The organism is Thalassomonas actiniarum, from assembly GCF_000948975.2.
GTDB classification, from domain to species: domain Bacteria; phylum Pseudomonadota; class Gammaproteobacteria; order Enterobacterales; family Alteromonadaceae; genus Thalassomonas; species Thalassomonas actiniarum.
The window spans coordinates 2,730,637-2,748,082 of record NZ_CP059735.1 but is presented as its reverse complement, the minus strand read 5'-3'; the positions used below and the strand labels follow the sequence as shown (position 1 = coordinate 2,748,082).

Here is a 17,446-nt window from a genome sequence, read left to right as displayed (position 1 = left end):
TTAGCATAGAAGCTTTTGCCGAGGCTGTTGCAAACCCTTTGATAAAACAAATCAGACAAAGAGCCAGGATGCAACAAAAGACTGGCTGCTTACCGGCTAAGCCGTTATCATCTCCCTTTTTATCCTCTGAGAAAATACCGGCACCTAGAGGTCATTGATGAGTTTCACTTTCGTTCAGGCAACAGCAGATGATAAAGCTTACCTGCTACAACTGCGTAAATTAACTATGGTTGAGCACCTGGAAAAGTCAGGCCAGTTTCTCACGGAAGAAGAGCATATCTTCAGGCTCAATGATGCTTATGAATGTTCGCACATCATCTTTTACCAAGAAAGTAAAATAGGCACATTAAAGTTCCGGCAGCAAAACGAGACCGTCGAAATCATGCAACTCCAGATTTCTCCCCAATACCAGGGACAAGGTTTAGGTAAAAAAATTCTGCAGCATGTATTGCAACAGGCAACAAACAAAACCGTGGAGCTTACAGTATTAAAAGAAAACCCCGCCCTTAACTTATATAAAAGGCTTGGTTTTGCCATTACGGGAAAAGATGAATACGAGTTTCATATGCAGGCTAAGCCTTGCTAAAACCTTCACTCATAAAGCAGCTGATAAAACAGCAGCTTTTTTAAGCCCTTAGTTATCAGTCCTTATATAAAAAATTGTCAGGTTCACAGTTTGTCACACTCCGTTAACTCCCCGAAATTATCCTTTATTTTCCTGGCGATAACCTCCGCCATCTGTATGGGTACCATAGGCACACTGGCGCGTTTTGCCGCTTTGCCCGCCGAGCACATCACCTTTTACCGTTTGTTTTTAGGCGCCCTGTGTCTGCTTGTCTATATGCTGGCCTCATCCAAACGCAGCCAGATTTTACATAGACCGGGTAAACGCACCTTAGTCAACGGCGCCATGTTAGCCGGCTTTATGTTTTTTTATATCCAGGCAATGAACTATACCAGCATGGCCAATGCCGTGATGATGGTGTACCTGGCCCCCTTAGTCAGTGCCGTATTCGCACATTTTATCTTTAAGGAGCGTCTGGCCTTTGCCAATGTCTTAGCCATCGCCCTCGCTTTACTGGGATTTGCCATGATGATGCAGTTTTCATTAGCCGCCTCAGGCTCAGAAAACGAAGCTTTGGGCCTGTTTTACGGGGTTTTGTCTCTGTTGACCTACAGCGGCTTTATGCTGATCAACCGTAAACCGGACAAATCGACCCCATATCAGAGCACCTTAGTACAGTTGCTCACCGGTGCCTTGTGTCTGCTGCCGCTGATGCTGGTTTCGACCCCTGAAATATCCGCCGCTCAGGCTCTATGGTTGTTGGCCATCGGCATCATCCCAGGTTTTATTGCCATCTTGTGCGCGGTAAAAGCACTGAGAAACTTACCTGCGGTCACTTTTGGCACATTGGCTTATGTTGAGCCGGTTGCCGTGGTTTGCTTTGCCTGGTCGCTTTTTGCCGAAACCTTAACCCTGCTGCAATTAAGCAGTTGTACTTTGATCATCCTGGCCGGCATCAGCCAGGGCATATTAACGCAAAGGGCCAGCACCAAGGCTGCAAAAGCATTAGCATGAACCAAGCCACCAACAAGCCTGCAAATAATCCGGCTTGATTCGCCCTTAAGTGCTTTGTCTTGCGATATAGGCTTTTCTGATCTCCGGGGCGACAGATTTTTGCAAGTGATAAGCCAGCAGCCCGATAACCAGGCCCCAGAAGGCACTGCCGATCCCCGCCAGATTGATACCGGAAGCGGTCACTAAAAAGGTTAACAACGCCGCTTCCCGCTCATGATGATCTGCCAGGGAAGCAGATAAACTATTGCCTATGGTGCCCAATAACGCCAGCCCGGCAAGGGCCATCACCAGCTCGGTTGGAAAGGCGGCAAATAAGGCAACAACACTTGCCCCAAAGATGCCGGTGAGCAGGTAAAAGCCCCCGGCCCATACCGAGGCCAGATAACGTCTATCGGGATCAACTCCCGCCTCTTTCCCCTGACAAATAGCCGCGGTGATCGCCGCCAGATTAAAGGCAAAACCGCCAAATGGCGCCAGTACCACGCCGGTAAATCCGGTGCAGCTGATCAGCGGAGACACAGGCGTCTGATAACCGTTTGCCCTCAGGGCTGCGACCCCCGGGACATTTTGTGATGCCATGGTCACAATAAATAGCGGAATACCAACACCGATTAATTGCGCTAAGCTAAAATCCGGCGTCACCCAAACAGGTGCCGACAGCTGCCAGCTCAAATTATCGAGTTGCAGCTGCCCCTGAAAAAAGGCGACACCGCCGCCGGTTAACAGCACCAGCGGAATAACATACCGGGGCAAAACCTGCTTAAACAGCATATAAACCGCCAGCATGCCCCCCACCAGTAAAAACTCATCATCCAAAACCTTAAAGATATCCATGCCAAATTGCAGCAAAACACCGGCAAGCATGCCGCCGGCCAAAGACGCAGGCACATGGCGCATGATCTTTTCAAACCAGCCGGTGATGCCGCACAGCAAAATCAAACTTGAGCTGAAAATAAATATGCCTACTGCCTCATTTAACGACGTTGCCGACAAGGCGGTCACCAGTAATGCCGCTCCCGGTGTCGACCAGGCGGTTAAGATCGGCGTGCGAAAATACAGCGACAGCCCGATACTGCTCACGCCCATGCCTATGCCTAATGCCCATAACCAGGAGCTGATTTGCACGGGCGATGCCCCGGCCGCTTCCGCCGCCTGAAAGATGATCACGGCCGCACTGGTATAACCCACCAGTACCGCGACAAAACCGGCGCAAATATGCGACACGCTGAAAAACCTCATCATGTGAGAAACTCCCGATATTGACCCCATCTGCCCCACCCCTTACAATCATTTGTGCGCTATAACGTCCATTTGCTTAAAGTAGCATTTGTACGCTATAACGCACAAGTTTTTTTTAAACACTTTTCAGCCCATTAAAATGGAAAACAGCAATGCAACCAATGCAAGCACTTGATCAGTACCTGGCCCGAACATTAAAAACACAGAGAAAAGAAAAAGGCTGGAGCCTGGACCGGGCAGCAAAAGAAACCGGTGTCAGCAAAGCCATGTTAGGTCAGATAGAGCGGGGAGAATCGAGCCCGACAGTGGCCACCTTGTGGAAAATAGCCAGTGGTTTTCATTTATCCCTGTCCACTTTTCTTGAACCGCCGGTAACCGACACTGAACAAACCGTGATCCGCTCAAGCGCCGAGTTGCGCCGCCAGCCCGCCAGCGATCAAATGCTGGTGGCTGCGCTATTTCCCTTTGAGCCCCGCTTTGGTTTTGAATTGTTTGAATTAACCTTGCTGCCGGGATACGAACGTCTTGCCGAGCCTCATGAAAAAGGAGTTACTGAGCATGTGATCGTCACCGGCGGAGAAATGGAGTTACTGGTTGACGGACAGTGGTTAACACTTAAACAAGGAGCTGCTGTTAGGTTTGCCGCTGACCAAGCACACGGATACCGGAACCTTCATCAGGCACCTGCGGTATTCCACAGTCTGATCCACTACCCTTAGTGCATCATAAGCTCTTTCGTTATTTCACGCACAATAATACAGTTACAAAAATAGTGATTATAATGAATAAGATATAAGTTTACTTTTCAACGTGTCAGCCAAAAGGAAGAGTTGCCGTGGCATTAACGCAAAAACAACAAGAACAGGCAATGGAACACCTGGATCTACATTTCAAGGACAACCGGCGTTGTTATGTTTGCGGCAAGAATCAGTGGGTCATTCATCCCCAGCTTTATGAGTTAATGAAGTTACCCATAGGCGGCGCCGATCCGGAAAGGTCTTTAATCCCGTTACTGGTGATAGAGTGTGCCGACTGCGGCCATACCGTCAGTTTTAATGCCAAAAAAGCGGGACTGCTGTCAAAAACAACTTTCGGGGAATAAGGTTTTACAACAAACTGATAAGAGCTTGGCAGCAGGCCAAGCTCTTGCCCGCTGCTGGCAGCATCTTTACTGATAAGGACTAGCTTTCTTCGTTATCCTCATGCTCCTGCAAGCCGCCTTTACGGCGAAGCACCGGCATATCCCCGGCATCCTCGGCAAAATGAAAGGTTTTATTGCTGGCTTTGCGCCCCTGGCCGGTCTTTTTCTTAACCGGTTTTTTCTTCGCCCCGGTCTGCTTTTTATCACTGATCGCAGCTTTTTTCGGTTTCAGGCCTTTAAACTTAGCCTTTAAGCCTTCAACTTGCTCAAAGCTAAAGTTTTGCTGCAAGAAAGCTTCGATATTTTTAAAACTCCACCAGTCTTTCGGGCCGACAAAAGAGATGGCATCCCCTTTACTGCCGGCACGGCCGGTACGACCAATACGGTGGACAAATTCTTCACTGTGCTTGGGCAAGTCAAAGTTGATTACATGGGAGACATTGGTTAAATCCAGGCCGCGGGAAGCAAGATCTGTGGTGATCAGAATTTTCTGCTGGCCTTTACTGAAGCCGTCCATGATCTGGTTACGCTGGCTCTGGTTTAAATCACCGCTTAGTGCCACTGTGCTTAAGCCTTGGGCCGATAACGCTTTCGACAAGCGCTCGGTATCACTACGGGTGGCAGTAAATATGATCATCTGCTGGTAATCTTCAGCACTGAGGAAATGCTCAAGCAAAGCCTGTTTATGATCTAAGTGATCACACAGGTAAAAACGTTTATTGATGTCTTTATGCTCACTGTGGGCATGGCCGATAGCAATACGCTTAGGTTTATTTAACAGCTCTAAAGCAAAGTCATTCACCTGGGCATGATCCAGGGTCGCGGAAAACATCAGGGTTTGGCGTTTTCTGTGATCGGCGGCTTTATTGATTTGCGCCAGCTGCTTGGAAAAACCCAAATCCAGCATGCGGTCCGCTTCATCGAGAATCAACAGCTCTAAGCCGTTTAAATAAAAATGTCCCTGCGATAAATGATCCGCCAGACGCCCCGGGGTGGCAACGATAAACTGCGGATCTTTCTCCAGCACTTTCACCTGGTCGTTAAAGTTTTCACCGCCGAGGATCAATACCGACTTAAACTGTGTGCCCGAGGTAAGTAAACGCAACTGGGCAAACACCTGTTTCGCCAGTTCACGGGTCGGCGTTAAAATCACCACCCGGGGATCGCGCTTGGCTAACGGCCGGTTTTTGATCAAACGCTGCATCGCAGGCAGCAAGTAGGCCAAGGTTTTACCCGACCCTGTTTTAGACGATGCAATTAAATCATGTCCCGACATGGCCGCAGGTATGGCCTGATGTTGAATTTGTGTGGCCTGTTCAAAGCCCATATGTTCAATGGCGGATAACAACCTTTTATCTAAGCCAAATTCATTAAATTGCAAGCTAAACTCCAAAACAAGGTGTGCCGCACTAGTATAGTCAAATTATTGCCATACTAATGGCCTAAAATAATAAAGGCCAAAAAAGGCTTAAGTGCCGACACTAAAATAAGGTATATCACCTGCAGCTCTCTACAGGTAAACTTGATAGTAAAAATACAGCCGGTAAAAGTGAATCACTTTTACCGGCCATTGATAAATTCGCGGGAACTCAGCTGATTATTTTAATGCCAACCTCCCGGATTAAAAGCCATTAGCTGTTGGCAATGCGCTCTTCGATAAAGGCCAACGCCATATCGATACGGGCAAGCACTTTATCTTTATCCATTAATGCCAGGGTAATATCCAGTGACGGGGAATTACCTGCACCGGTTGCGGCAACACGCAGCGGCATACCCACTTTACCCATGCCCAGCTCCAGCTCTTCGGCGGTAGCATTGATGACCTCATGGATAGCATCCCCTTGCCAGCTCTCCAGTGCACTCAGCTTGGCTTTTACCAGCTCAAGCGGCTCTTTGGCGACCGGACGTAAGTGTTTTTTACCGGCAGCAGCGTCAAACTCGGTGAAGTCCTGGTAGAAATAACGGCTGATCTGCGCCATTTCTTTTAACGTTTTCACCCGGTCTGCCTGTACTTTAACAATTTCGGCTAATGCCGGACCGTTATCTGTGCTGATACCCTGGTCTTCCATATGCCAGGCCAGGTGCGAGGCAACATATTCCGCATCCATAGTCTTCATATAATGCTGGTTAACCCAGATAAGCTTCTCGGTATTAAAAGCAGACGGCGCACGGTTACAACCGGTTAAGTCGAATAACTCGATCATTTCTTCACGGGAGAAAATTTCCTGATCGCCGTGAGACCAGCCCAAACGCACTAAATAGTTAAGCAGGGCTTCCGGCAGGTAACCGTCATCCCGATATTGCATCACACTTACCGCGCCGTGACGTTTCGATAAACGTTTGCCGTCATCCCCTAAAATCATCGGGATATGGGCATAAACAGGTAATGGTGCCCCTAAGGCATTTAAGATATTAATTTGTCTCGGGGTATTGTTAACATGATCGTCGCCGCGTACCACGTGGCTGACTTTCATATCCCAGTCATCGACCACCACGGTCAGGTTATAAGTAGGAGAACCGTCGGAGCGGGCAATGATCAGATCGTCCAGCTCTTTATTAGCAATAACAATTTCACCTTTCACCGCATCCTTGATCACGACATCCCCTTCCAAAGGGTTCTTAAAGCGGATCACATAAGGTTTATCTGCCGGGTAGTCGGTGCGCTCACGCCACATGCCGTTGTAACGCTCGTTCTCACCTTTGGCACGCGCTTCTTCGCGCATCGCTTCTACTTCTTCAGCGGTGCAGTAACAACGATAGGCATGGCCGGTTTCAATCAGCTGGTCAATGACTTCTTTATAACGGTCAAAACGCTTGGTTTGAAAATAAGGACCATGGGTCCAGTCAAGATTTAACCAGTTCATACCGTCCATAATGGCGTCGACAGAGGCCTGGGTGGAGCGTTCCAGATCGGTATCTTCGATACGCAGAATAAAATCACCGCCATTTTTCTTGGCGTATAACCAGCTATATAAAGCGGTACGGGCGCCGCCTACATGTAAATATCCGGTCGGGCTTGGTGCAAATCGGGTTGTTAATGTCATATTGTTCTCATCTTGCTTATCTGCCGGTATAAAGGTGATACCAGCAGATACTATTTTTAGCCTAAAAAAATCTGGCGCTATTTTATCAGGCTAATGAATTGAATACACCTATTGTCGCGATTTGTCTGTTAAAAGATCACTAATTAATCAGGATGTTGAAAATTAAAGCAGTTAGTAAAATAAGATGAAAAAAAGCGGTTTTATTCCTTGGTTTTTGTTGACAGCCTTTTCGATCTCCCTATAATACGCCCCCACAAAGACGGACGATTAGCTCAGTTGGGAGAGCACCGCCCTTACAAGGCGGGGGTCACTGGTTCAAGCCCAGTATCGTCCACCATCTTTGTAAAATTATTATTTACTTCAATAATATGCGGACGATTAGCTCAGTTGGGAGAGCACCGCCCTTACAAGGCGGGGGTCACTGGTTCAAGCCCAGTATCGTCCACCATCTTCTTATTAAAGATAAACAATAATGACTGTAAAATTCGGACGATTAGCTCAGTTGGGAGAGCACCGCCCTTACAAGGCGGGGGTCACTGGTTCAAGCCCAGTATCGTCCACCATTTTACACCTGCTATAAAGCGTAAAGTTATCAGATAGTTTCTTTGGACGATTAGCTCAGTTGGGAGAGCACCGCCCTTACAAGGCGGGGGTCACTGGTTCAAGCCCAGTATCGTCCACCACTTTACCCTTTGTTTGCAAAAAGTATAAAACCTGAAGTACTGTCAGATATATTTTTGGACGATTAGCTCAGTTGGGAGAGCACCGCCCTTACAAGGCGGGGGTCACTGGTTCAAGCCCAGTATCGTCCACCATTTACCTGCTCTTTTGAGTGTAAATTTAAGATATTATCCGATATGTCCATGCGGACGATTAGCTCAGTTGGGAGAGCACCGCCCTTACAAGGCGGGGGTCACTGGTTCAAGCCCAGTATCGTCCACCATTTTATCTTTTTCATATAAAGCGTAAATTTCAAGATTCTACCCGATATGTCCATACGGACGATTAGCTCAGTTGGGAGAGCACCGCCCTTACAAGGCGGGGGTCACTGGTTCAAGCCCAGTATCGTCCACCACTTTACCTCGCTTTATTATGCTAACAATTATCTCCATACGGACGATTAGCTCAGTTGGGAGAGCACCGCCCTTACAAGGCGGGGGTCACTGGTTCAAGCCCAGTATCGTCCACCATATTCTTCCTTTTACGACTCGTTAAATAACCTTCATTTTGCGAAAGCACTCTGCTTTTAATACCTAAAAGAAACGACTCATTAAACATTTTGTTACACACAACCCCTTTAAACTTTACTTTTATTTAACCAATAAAACTTGAATTTAACACTGACATGCTCTTTTCCTGTTCATTTCCCGGTATTTTGCTAACTGAAGTGCCCAGGATCACCGTTCACAAACATAACGAGTCGCTCTTAATGAAGGAGCACCTTGGTTATACCAATTTTATTAAATATCTAACCATCTTCGATGGTCTAAATCTCCAAGTCCTGCGTTGTTTTCAATCACAATAGCTTGCGATTGCTCAATCAAACGCCTCGCCTGCATGGATGCAGGTGCTTAGCTTTAGTCTGGAACGATAAAAGGGTTTCTTGAAAATTTATCCTCACCGAATTTTGCTCATCTACTTAATGCAATTGGTATTATAGCCGCACAGAGCCACTGTCCGCTCAGGAAATATTCGCAGCATGACTTCATCCTCTCATCAAACATGATAAACCTTAGCACCCGGGCTGAGGCCGGAAAAGCAAATGACCGTCAAATCAGAGATAGCATAAAGGCTCAAAGTCAAAGGCTTAACTGGTGCGAAGCAGGAAATAATGTCAGCAACGGCTTAGCCGTCAATGAAAGAAAGAACATTGAATAGGGATCGGCCGATCCCTATATTAGTAAGGTATTTTTAATCAATTGAGTTATTAAAAATCAAACTCATGTACCGAGTAGAAATATTCTTTATTATCACAGTCGACTGCCTTGGCGGTCACCGGCTTAAAGTCAGATAAATACCAGGTTGCCGTCAGTTCACTGTTCACGCTGCCTGCCGGGCAAGCACCGGCAACAGTATGGGCAATATCGCGACCGGCAGCAATACCGGCCGGCACATTCTGATTCCAATAAAGTCTTGCTTCACTGTGCGGTGGCGTACCAACTTCATATTTGTAATAAACGGTCATGGCGCGAAAAGGCGTAGTCGTCCCCGGAGTACAGGCACCGCCTATACATTTCAAATAAACCAGGGAGTCGCTATATTTTTCTACACCGTCATCGCTCGCAGCAGCGGCAAATGATGAAGAAGCAAGTACCAGGGCAGCAAGTAAAGTTTTTTTATTAGCTAGCATAAATTTTCCTTTTTATATTAATTTTATGTTCCGTATTACTGCTTGTTAGATCGTATGAGAGGAATCAACCTAACAATACGGGCTAGAACAACCTGCCGGAGTCAATTCCAGGAGGTGATAATAGATATAGCAAGGAAAATTTATTCATACCAGAAGGTGAGTGTTTCAAAGCTTGTCTCTGTGTTTCAAGTCATTACCTGCTTTTTTAAGCGGGAAAATACTTTTACTTTCCACCCAAACCTGGTTTTCCTAACGCTTAAAAATCCCCCAAAAGGATAACTTTTTGAGAATTCTTCAATAATCTTGCACGTTTCAGTGTTACACTGCACGACCAGTTGATTTACAGCCTCCTTGTTATCAACGGGCAATAGGGGAATGCCAGCTAAAATTCTCAAGGTTATGCTCCCGTGACCGATAAAGAAAAGCAGGATAAATCAGGAGCAAAGTGGCGTCACAGCCGTATGGCCTGTCACTGCAGACATTATCTGGTTCAACTAAGGAGCAATAATCCCGCATAGACGGGAAATAAATAAGAATAAGATGTACAGAGGTTAGTCGTGACAACTATGTTCAGCCCCATCCGGTATCATAGAAAAACAAAAGGTAATGCCCCCACGAATACCATGCAGTTCGGTAGTATCATGGTTGAATTATACCAGTTAGGACAAGATGCTTATCGCATTGTCTGGCGCAGCAAGATGACAGGCGCCAGCACTACTTTTATCAGTATGGCCAAAGATAAATACCAGGTGATCCGTCAATGGGCGCAAAATAAAAGACTGCCTGATATCAATATTGAGTTTGAACAACGTAAGGTCGCCTTCAGCCATTTTTTACGTAATGTCGATATTGTTAAAGTTGCCCATGATCTGCTGCGCAAAGCCAGAGAGTTCTGTACCGGTTTGTTTGCCGAGCAGGAAAACCTGCCGGATATAAAAGCCCCTGACTTTCGTTTTGGCCGCCTGCAGTCTGCCATCGGCCGAAAAGTCAATATCTACTCAAAAATATCAAAAGACCATCTGATCGCCCGGGGATACCTGTTACAGCTGGTGGGCTCACAGGTACAAGTGCATATTACCGAAAGGCTTGATTTACAAAATCCGAAAAAGATCCAAAAATTTCCCACCAACAGCGTATTTTTGGTCTAACTCCCGGCTCTTGTTTCATTATTCACGCAATGTCAGGGTCACCAGCAGGATGCCGTGATCGCTACTTTCGCCGTCCCGGTCAAAAATGGGGTTAATCAAATGGCGATCATAAGTTTCATAACCGCTGACCTCGAACAGGCTTAATTGATAACCGGCATCAAATTCACGGGAGAGCAAAATATAGTCCAGGACCGAGCCTTTAGCGCCGTAATAATGACTGGACTGGCGGATTGGTTCAGCCTTTCCCCTGCTCTTCGCCAATGCCTGAAACATGTCCCAGGCATCCTGCAAGCAATATTTTTCCAGATAAACTTCACCGCCTTCGACAGTATCAGCCCGTAGTGTTTTCGTTATTAAAAATACCAGTTCCTCCTGGGCCAGGCTGTTATTAAAATCCCCCATCAGGATCATTGGCAAGCCGCTCAGTTCGCGCCGGCTGATCATCTCAACAAACAGCAATGCCGCTTCACTGCCTCTTTGTATTGCTGCCCCCCAGCCTCCTGCGACCTGGGCTTTAAGCTGCTCAAGGGTATTTTTTTCAGCTGACAGGGCTTTAGCAGGTTCGTACTCAAACAAGGGACGCTTGGATTTAAAATGAACCACATAACAGTCGCAAAGACCCATATGGGGCAAATCCACCGTCGCCCTGAGCACCTTGCGGCTAAAAGCAAAGCCCGCTTTAAGTCCCATGGTTTTAGCAAGTTCAGCATCAGGCACTACCGATGCAGCTTCAGCCACAGGATAACGGGAAGCAATAGCCACCACAGGATGCGAATAAATAAAATCGTCCGCGACCTGGGGTTGGTCCACAACATGAAAATAAGGGTAACCCTGCCCAGCCAATAATACTTTTAAAGCATCGGGACTAAAGACCTCCTGAAAGCCGATCACATCCGGTTGATGCGCTTTTAAATAATCAACTATCCACTGTTGTTTTTTACGCCACTGCTGTGCACTGTAGATACGCTGGAATTCATAAAATGCGTTGGGGGGTTCAAGATAATTGAACAGGTTAAAACTTGCTATTTTTATCTGGGATTGAGGAACAAGCGTATCGGCAGGCTTTTGTGGTTGCGGCTTTTTTTCTGACAAATGATTTCCCTGATGATTAAACTCCCATTCCCTGAAAACAGTTCCCCGAAAATAGGATGTAAGCATAAAGCGCTCAGCATGTCTTACCTTAAGGGGCAAAGCTGCTGCTGTAAATGAGTTTATCGTTTTATTTCTTTGCCAACTTGATGAATACAGGCAATAAACCTGGCTGTAAAGATGAACCAGGGGTTATTTATGATACTTGAATAAAAACCGTGGTGAAATTTTTTTAATTAGGCTAAATTGTCTCTACCTTGGTTTATCAGAGAGTTAAGCAATAAAGCACCTCAGATAAGAGACCAGGCAAAGAACCCAAAATAATAACCAAAAATAAGGATGTTTTGATGTCTCCTGCATTATCGTCAGCCATTGAAAACCGCCCGCTTATCGAGCAAATTCTCAAACAACTCGGCGACACCGTCGCAACTTTACCCTCAAATCCGGGCTTTTGTGGTTTATTGAGCGGTTTAAGCGGAAACCTGTTGTTTTTATATAAACTCAGCGTATTTGACGCCAGGCTGGTCAATGAAGAAGTCTTTGATGACAAACTGGAATTTTTACAGCAGCAACTGGCCGCCCATATTCATTATAACGATTTAAGCAGCGGCCTCAGCGGACAGGGCTGGTTGCTGGAATATCTCAACCAGGCTCAGGGGGACGATTATGATCCCGAGATGTGTGAAGAAATCGACAGCCTATTACAAGAAAGCCTGTCGCAGACTCCCTGGCCGGGCGAAATAGAAATGGTGCTGGGTTTGGGGGGCGTTGCCGTCTATGCTGCCAGACGTTTATTGAAATCACCCTCTGCCGATTTATTTGAAACTTTAGTCAGCCATTTTGAACAGGCAGCCGTGCAGGTGACCGAACACACCCTGACCTGGTCACAACCGGCAGACTCGGTTTATCGCTTCAATAAGGAAGAGAAAGAGACCCCTGAATTTAACCTCGGCCTGGCCCATGGCGTCCCCGGGATCATTGCCGCCTTGCTACCGGCATTAAAAATACCGGCTTTACACCAGCGTAGCAAATCTTTGCTGCTCCAAAGCTGTGACTGGTTAATGGCACAGGAGCTGGATAAGCATAAGTTAGGCAGCTGTTTTGGCTCTTCGTGTAACGAGCAGCACATTTCACGTTTGGGCTGGTGTTACGGCGATCTGACCATAGCCTTAACCCTGGCGCGGGTCGGCCAGGCGCTGGAACTGCCTTCTTACCTGGAAAAAGCCAAGGAAATCAGCTTACATGCCGCCGGGCGCGACCAGGATAACGGTATGGTCAATGATGCCGGTTTATGTCACGGCAGTGCCGGCATCGCCCTGGTTTTTCAGTTATTGCATCAACACCTTGGTGAAGAAAAATTATTGCACACGGCAAATAAATGGCTGGATATCACCCTGGACGACTACCGGGAAAAAGGCTTAAAAGGATTTTATATGTTTTCCGGCGTTACCAAAGAGCACGAAGAAGATACCGGATTATTAATGGGCTACACAGGGATCGGCCTGTGTCTGCTATCGGCCTTAACCGGCGATACCGACTGGGTGGATTCCTTGCTGATGGCTTAAGCAAAACCCTGGGTGCAGCCCAGACAAAAGTTTGACAAGCTAACGGGTAGCAACAGCAATAACCTCCGTTAGCTCCGCTTCAAGACAACAAGTGCAAGCTTTCACCGGCGATAAAAGATGCCCTGATGACTGCCGAAGTTAATGACCACAGTTATCGCCAAGCTGTACCGGCGGGCATTTAACCGTGCCAAAAGAGCAAAAAACACAACAATCCCCCTTTAAGGGTTTCAGCCAGACCTGGCAGCTATTGCACTGATAATAATACCAGCAGGCATTGGCCGGCATGGTTTCTTCCTGCTGAAAACCGCATTCGGGACAAATAATTTTTGAAACAAGTATCATCTTCACACCCATAGATCCGGGCATGGAATTAGCCCTGGCCTGATTTTAAAAAACTCATTACACTGACAACTATAAAAGATATAACTATATAAGAAAAAAATATCGGATTTATGTCGAATAAAAGAACCTATAAAGATTCTAAAAATGCCCTGGTATTAACCGGCGGCGGTGCACGTGCCGCCTACCAGGTCGGGGTGCTGACGGCTATCGCGAAATTCGTGCCGAGAAATCACGGTATCCCCTTCCCTATTTTGGCGGGCACATCCGCCGGCGCCATCAATACCACGGGCCTGGCCTGTTACGCTTCCTGCTTCCACCTCGGGGTAAAAAAACTGGAATGGGTGTGGAAAAACCTGAAAACCAACCGCATCTACCATAGCGATCCGCTGCGGGTCTTTGGCAATATCAGCAAAGGTATGCTGGCCAGCTTCCAGGCCGATTACGCCACGAAAACCGCCCGCAGTCTGTTAAATAATGCCCCGCTGAGGGATCTGCTCAATTTAGTGGTGGATTTTAAACGCATAGACGCCAATATCCTGCGCGGCTACTTAGATGCCGTGTCCGTCACCGCATCAAGCTACAGCAGCGGCGACTCCATCAGTTTCTATCAGTCCGAGCGGGCAATTCCCCCCTGGCACCGCGCGAAAAGACGGGGCCAGGTCGGAAAAATTAACAGCGAACATTTAATGGCTTCTGCCGCCATCCCGATGATTTTTCCCTCCATCAAGCTGCAAACCGAACATTTCGGCGATGGCTCGGTGCATCAGCTTTCCCCTTTGAGTCCGGCCATTCATTTAGGCGCCGAGCGTTTGTTTATCGTCGGGGTCGAACAGCCGAAAGAGCCGCGCCATGCCATGGAAAACAACCCCCATCCCCCCACCAGCGCGACCATCGCCGGACATATGTTAGATACGGTTTTTGCCGATACCCTGCAAAGTGATCTTGAGCGTATGCGGCGGATAAATGCCACCTTGTCGCTTATTCCCGAAAAGCAGCGGAAAAGCCACGAGGGACTCAAGCATATCGACAGCCTGGTACTGAATCCCAGCCATGATTTTAATGCCATCGCCAGCAAATATTTTGACGAGTTACCTTTATCCATCCGCATGTTGCTGCGCTGTATCGGTATCAGGGAGGACTCGGAGTCGAGCATCACCAGCTATCTGCTGTTTGAGCAAAAATACTGCAAACACCTGATCAAGCTGGGGTTTGAGGATGCGATGGAAAAAGAGACTCAGATCAGAAAATTCTTATCCCTGTAAAGAAAACCCTGCTTGCGATAACAACAGGGTAATCATCAAAAAATAAAAAGACCAATCAAAAAATCGCTCATTAACGGGGACATCAATGAGCGAAGAGAAGCAAAAAAAATGTATCCATACCCAGCTTCATGAAACAATTTAATTATAGCGCTTTTGGCTAAATTTTCTTCTAAACAAAGGCCCTCGGTTAAGAATTAACTGCTCAATATTATTCGTTTTTGTCCAGAATTTTAAACACCTTAAGCTAAGTTCCTAAATTACAGCAATAAGTTACAGCTACAATTTTACATACTAAAAACATAAAGCCATCTCAAAAAATAACAGACAAAACACCAATAAAACACCGGGATTATTGAAACCCTCAATTGCCACTGCTACATTATTTTTAAGAAGGAAAAACATCTCAGGCAAAGGATTGACCTTATGTATACTTCGACTATCACTTGCGCTCAATGTAAAGACAATATTCAACTGCCGCCTAATACCGGCCCGTTTGAACTAGTCACTTGTCCCCATTGCCGGCACACGGCAAAATTCATTGACCTGCAATTGAAGGCCCAGGAAGAAGATCAAAAATTTGTCGATGAGTTAACGCTGACATTAGCCCCGCCTACGGGTGATTAGCAAGCTCTAGCCTTATCAAGCAAGCAGGGAGAATTATTTTGAACACAAGCGCAACAACCCAGGAAAGTATTCAGCAAAACACGTATTCACAGCCGGGCAGTGCCAGCTTTCGCCTGGGCCCGGAGCAACAAGGGATCATTTATGCCGGTTTAGTGCTACTGGTGATGGTCGCCATTGTTGTGCTCATTCTTCGCAAGAAAAAATAGTTTTCCTATGCCTCAGCTCGTTGCTCGCGGCAATCATCCCGGGCATAAGCTTTCCCCTGCCTTATTCCAACCTTTGGTAAAGGCCTAAGAGAAGCCCAGATAATTCCTCAGTTTACCCGAGCGGTCAATTTTGCCCTTTGCGAAAATCAGCAAAATGATATCTTAATCACAACTTTACCCCTCTCATAAGGACACCAAGATGTTAGCCCAAGTACCCGATACAAATGCCCAATTAAAAAGAATTATTGCCCAAAGCCAGGACATTACCGATATTAATGAACGCAAGTTTATCGCCGATCTGGCAATAAAAATCTGGCTATCCGGCCGTAATATCGCCGGCAGCCTGGAAAGTGCACTGGAGCAGGCCAAAGTCATCCATCAGGATTACCAGACCTTTATCAAAGGGAAATGTTAATGCATGACCCCGGCTTCCCTTGCCGGGAAAAGCACTTGGTTATTTTGCCGCCACCTTCACCGAAACGTTTTGCTGCCAGCCGGATTTAAATTTTAACGTTAGCTTAATGCTGTCATCTTTATTTAACGGCTTTCGCGGCGACTTGAGCATTAAATGTTTACCGCCGGGCAGCAATGCCGCCTGCCCGAATGCAGGCACTAACAACTCATTGAGTTTTTGCATCGCCATCAGGCCGTCTTGCATTGCCATTTCATGGATTTCTATCTGGCTAAAAGCATCACTTTCCACTTTCACCAGCGTCAGCTCCTGCCCGGTGGGATTAATCAAGGTCAGATAACCGGCATTAACCTTAGCCTCAGGTAAAGCCTGGCGCACCCAGGCATTGACAATCTTCACCACTTTATCGTCACTGCTGCGCTGGCTACCCGGTGCTTTTACCGGCCCGGATGCGGCTATACGCTCGCTTTCCTTCTTGATAAAGGCAAGTATTTGCATGGTCTCCTTATAGGTTAGCCGCATATTAGGCATAGCCAGGCGGTCATATTGCAGGTAGAGGGACATGGCAATGGGATCTTTCTCTGCTAACATTTTATCCGGCGCCATTATCCAGCTAACCAACCAGTTTTTTTCCCGTCTTTGACTCACGGCAAATAAATCAGGCCCCAAGGCTACCGGCACTTTTTGTCCGGTCTTTTCGCTACTGCTTGTGCCGCTGCCTGCCCTGCTGTCTGCCCCGCTACTTGCCCCGGAGATGTTATGACAGTTCTGGCAGCGGGTACGAAAAAGCTGCTCTCCTGTGGCAAGGTTGCGCAGCTTGGGCGCACTGGCATAATCCGTTAACGGCTTGGCAGACTTCCAGTCGCTCAGCCAGTTGCCAATTTGATCCGCCAACACATAGGGGTTTTCAAACGGCGACCGTTTCATCCAGCGACCTGTGCTTTGATTGCCGATGATCATACTGACATTGTGATTTAAAGAGCCGTCCTGAATTTCCTCGATATATAACCCCAGCTTGCGGCGCAGCCTGCTGATATCGTCTTCATTGCCGGTAAGAAAGGTCCATTTAGCGCCGAAGCGGCTGCGATAGGCATCAAGGACTTCCGGGGTATCGGTTTTCGGGTCGATAGAAATCGAATAGAAAAACACATCTTTCCCCAACCGGTTGCCCAGGATGTTCTGCACCCGGATAAGCTGGGCGGTTTCCAGCGGACAAGTATCCGGGCAGGCGGTATAGATAAAATTAATGACCACGGTTTTATCTTTGATCAAGTCATCAAAAAACCTGACTTTTCTTCCTTCATGGGTCGTTAACAGGGTATTGGGAAAATAGTTTGCCCCCCAGGGACTCGCTGCGCTCAGGACTTGAAAACTGCTCGAGAGAGTGAACACAGCCAACAGCACCACACTCATTTGCAAACGGGGTTGATATTGAGACATCTTAA

At 47.1% G+C, this 17,446-nt stretch carries 17 protein-coding genes and 8 tRNA genes; 18 read left to right on the top strand and 7 right to left on the bottom strand.

Features of this window, described 5'->3' with window-relative positions; translation table 11 throughout:
* Nucleotides 1-157 precede the first annotated feature (157 nt).
* Together SG35_RS11970 and SG35_RS11965 are read left to right on the top strand one after the other, a co-directional pair.
* Nucleotides 158-586 (top strand): GNAT family N-acetyltransferase, encoded by a 429-nt coding sequence (locus SG35_RS11970; RefSeq protein WP_044831283.1) that lies wholly within the window; start codon nucleotides 158-160, stop codon nucleotides 584-586.
* A gap of 90 nt (nucleotides 587-676) precedes the next feature.
* Complete coding sequence (locus SG35_RS11965; protein WP_269082161.1) at nucleotides 677-1,579, top strand: DMT family transporter; 903 nt, start codon at nucleotides 677-679, stop codon at nucleotides 1,577-1,579.
* A 45-nt stretch (nucleotides 1,580-1,624) separates the two neighbouring features.
* Here the strand turns inward: SG35_RS11965 and SG35_RS11960 are convergent, their stop codons facing one another.
* The gene (locus SG35_RS11960; protein ID WP_044831285.1) at nucleotides 1,625-2,821 is read right to left on the bottom strand and encodes a benzoate/H(+) symporter BenE family transporter; all 1,197 of its coding nucleotides are present in this window, start codon (nucleotides 2,819-2,821) and stop codon (nucleotides 1,625-1,627) included.
* Between the two features lie 158 nt (nucleotides 2,822-2,979).
* Here SG35_RS11960 and SG35_RS11955 point away from each other — a divergent pair, with 158 nt between their 5' ends.
* Nucleotides 2,980-3,537: a helix-turn-helix domain-containing protein gene (locus SG35_RS11955; protein WP_044831286.1), complete on the top strand. Its 558-nt coding sequence runs from the start codon at nucleotides 2,980-2,982 to the stop codon at nucleotides 3,535-3,537.
* A gap of 116 nt (nucleotides 3,538-3,653) precedes the next feature.
* Nucleotides 3,654-3,920, top strand: a complete 267-nt coding sequence (locus SG35_RS11950) for a hypothetical protein (RefSeq protein WP_044831287.1) — start codon at nucleotides 3,654-3,656, stop codon at nucleotides 3,918-3,920.
* Nucleotides 3,921-3,999: 79 nt separating this feature from the next.
* Here the strand turns inward: SG35_RS11950 and SG35_RS11945 are convergent, their stop codons facing one another.
* Together SG35_RS11945 and gltX are read right to left on the bottom strand one after the other, a co-directional pair.
* Nucleotides 4,000-5,340 (bottom strand): DEAD/DEAH box helicase, encoded by a 1,341-nt coding sequence (locus SG35_RS11945; protein ID WP_044831288.1) that lies wholly within the window; start codon nucleotides 5,338-5,340, stop codon nucleotides 4,000-4,002.
* A 250-nt stretch (nucleotides 5,341-5,590) separates the two neighbouring features.
* The gene (gltX, locus tag SG35_RS11940; protein ID WP_044831289.1) at nucleotides 5,591-7,003 is read right to left on the bottom strand and encodes a glutamate--tRNA ligase; all 1,413 of its coding nucleotides are present in this window, start codon (nucleotides 7,001-7,003) and stop codon (nucleotides 5,591-5,593) included.
* A gap of 261 nt (nucleotides 7,004-7,264) precedes the next feature.
* Here gltX and SG35_RS11935 point away from each other — a divergent pair.
* The 8 genes from SG35_RS11935 (at nucleotide 7,265) to SG35_RS11900 (ending at nucleotide 8,193) form a co-directional block, all read left to right on the top strand.
* A tRNA-Val gene (locus SG35_RS11935) sits at nucleotides 7,265-7,340 on the top strand.
* Between the two features lie 35 nt (nucleotides 7,341-7,375).
* Nucleotides 7,376-7,451, top strand: a tRNA-Val gene (locus SG35_RS11930).
* Nucleotides 7,452-7,490: 39 nt separating this feature from the next.
* Nucleotides 7,491-7,566, top strand: a tRNA-Val gene (locus SG35_RS11925).
* A gap of 44 nt (nucleotides 7,567-7,610) precedes the next feature.
* A tRNA-Val gene (locus SG35_RS11920) sits at nucleotides 7,611-7,686 on the top strand.
* 56 nt (nucleotides 7,687-7,742) lie between these two features.
* Nucleotides 7,743-7,818 (top strand) — tRNA-Val (locus SG35_RS11915).
* 52 nt (nucleotides 7,819-7,870) lie between these two features.
* Nucleotides 7,871-7,946, top strand: a tRNA-Val gene (locus SG35_RS11910).
* A 56-nt stretch (nucleotides 7,947-8,002) separates the two neighbouring features.
* Nucleotides 8,003-8,078 (top strand) — tRNA-Val (locus SG35_RS11905).
* Nucleotides 8,079-8,117: 39 nt separating this feature from the next.
* Nucleotides 8,118-8,193: transfer RNA gene (locus tag SG35_RS11900), tRNA-Val, on the top strand.
* 737 nt (nucleotides 8,194-8,930) lie between these two features.
* On the opposite strand, the gene SG35_RS11895 is transcribed toward SG35_RS11900, so the two are convergent.
* Nucleotides 8,931-9,353 carry a hypothetical protein gene (locus SG35_RS11895; RefSeq protein WP_044831560.1) on the bottom strand — a complete coding sequence of 141 codons (423 nt, stop codon included), beginning with the start codon at nucleotides 9,351-9,353 and terminating at the stop codon, nucleotides 8,931-8,933.
* A 641-nt stretch (nucleotides 9,354-9,994) separates the two neighbouring features.
* On the opposite strand from SG35_RS11895, the gene SG35_RS11890 reads away from it, so the two are divergent.
* Entirely contained in the window at nucleotides 9,995-10,501 is a 507-nt protein-coding gene (locus SG35_RS11890) for a hypothetical protein (protein ID WP_044831589.1), read from the top strand.
* An 18-nt stretch (nucleotides 10,502-10,519) separates the two neighbouring features.
* Here SG35_RS11890 and SG35_RS11885 read toward each other — a convergent pair whose 3' ends face one another.
* A complete protein-coding gene (locus tag SG35_RS11885; RefSeq protein ID WP_063888631.1) occupies nucleotides 10,520-11,593 on the bottom strand; it encodes an endonuclease/exonuclease/phosphatase family protein in 1,074 nt (357 codons plus the stop codon).
* Between the two features lie 344 nt (nucleotides 11,594-11,937).
* Here SG35_RS11885 and SG35_RS11880 point away from each other — a divergent pair, with 344 nt between their 5' ends.
* The gene (locus SG35_RS11880) at nucleotides 11,938-13,155 is read left to right on the top strand and encodes a lanthionine synthetase C family protein (RefSeq protein WP_044831559.1); all 1,218 of its coding nucleotides are present in this window, start codon (nucleotides 11,938-11,940) and stop codon (nucleotides 13,153-13,155) included.
* 138 nt (nucleotides 13,156-13,293) lie between these two features.
* On the opposite strand, the gene SG35_RS11875 is transcribed toward SG35_RS11880, so the two are convergent.
* A complete protein-coding gene (locus tag SG35_RS11875) occupies nucleotides 13,294-13,497 on the bottom strand; it encodes a GDCCVxC domain-containing (seleno)protein (RefSeq protein WP_236702530.1) in 204 nt (67 codons plus the stop codon).
* A 110-nt stretch (nucleotides 13,498-13,607) separates the two neighbouring features.
* Between SG35_RS11875 and SG35_RS11870 the strand changes: the two genes are divergently transcribed.
* From SG35_RS11870 to SG35_RS11855, 4 genes are all read left to right on the top strand, one after another.
* Nucleotides 13,608-14,759 carry a patatin-like phospholipase family protein gene (locus SG35_RS11870; RefSeq protein ID WP_044831558.1) on the top strand — a complete coding sequence of 384 codons (1,152 nt, stop codon included), beginning with the start codon at nucleotides 13,608-13,610 and terminating at the stop codon, nucleotides 14,757-14,759.
* A 423-nt stretch (nucleotides 14,760-15,182) separates the two neighbouring features.
* Complete coding sequence (locus tag SG35_RS11865) at nucleotides 15,183-15,383, top strand: hypothetical protein (protein ID WP_044831557.1); 201 nt, start codon at nucleotides 15,183-15,185, stop codon at nucleotides 15,381-15,383.
* Nucleotides 15,384-15,421: 38 nt separating this feature from the next.
* Nucleotides 15,422-15,589, top strand: a complete 168-nt coding sequence (locus SG35_RS11860) for a hypothetical protein (RefSeq protein ID WP_160298243.1) — start codon at nucleotides 15,422-15,424, stop codon at nucleotides 15,587-15,589.
* 199 nt (nucleotides 15,590-15,788) lie between these two features.
* Nucleotides 15,789-16,004 carry a hypothetical protein gene (locus tag SG35_RS11855; protein WP_044831556.1) on the top strand — a complete coding sequence of 72 codons (216 nt, stop codon included), beginning with the start codon at nucleotides 15,789-15,791 and terminating at the stop codon, nucleotides 16,002-16,004.
* A gap of 39 nt (nucleotides 16,005-16,043) precedes the next feature.
* Here SG35_RS11855 and SG35_RS11850 read toward each other — a convergent pair whose 3' ends face one another.
* Nucleotides 16,044-17,441, bottom strand: a complete 1,398-nt coding sequence (locus SG35_RS11850; RefSeq protein ID WP_063888629.1) for a copper chaperone PCu(A)C domain-containing protein — start codon at nucleotides 17,439-17,441, stop codon at nucleotides 16,044-16,046.
* Between the last annotated feature and the right edge of the window lie 5 nt (nucleotides 17,442-17,446).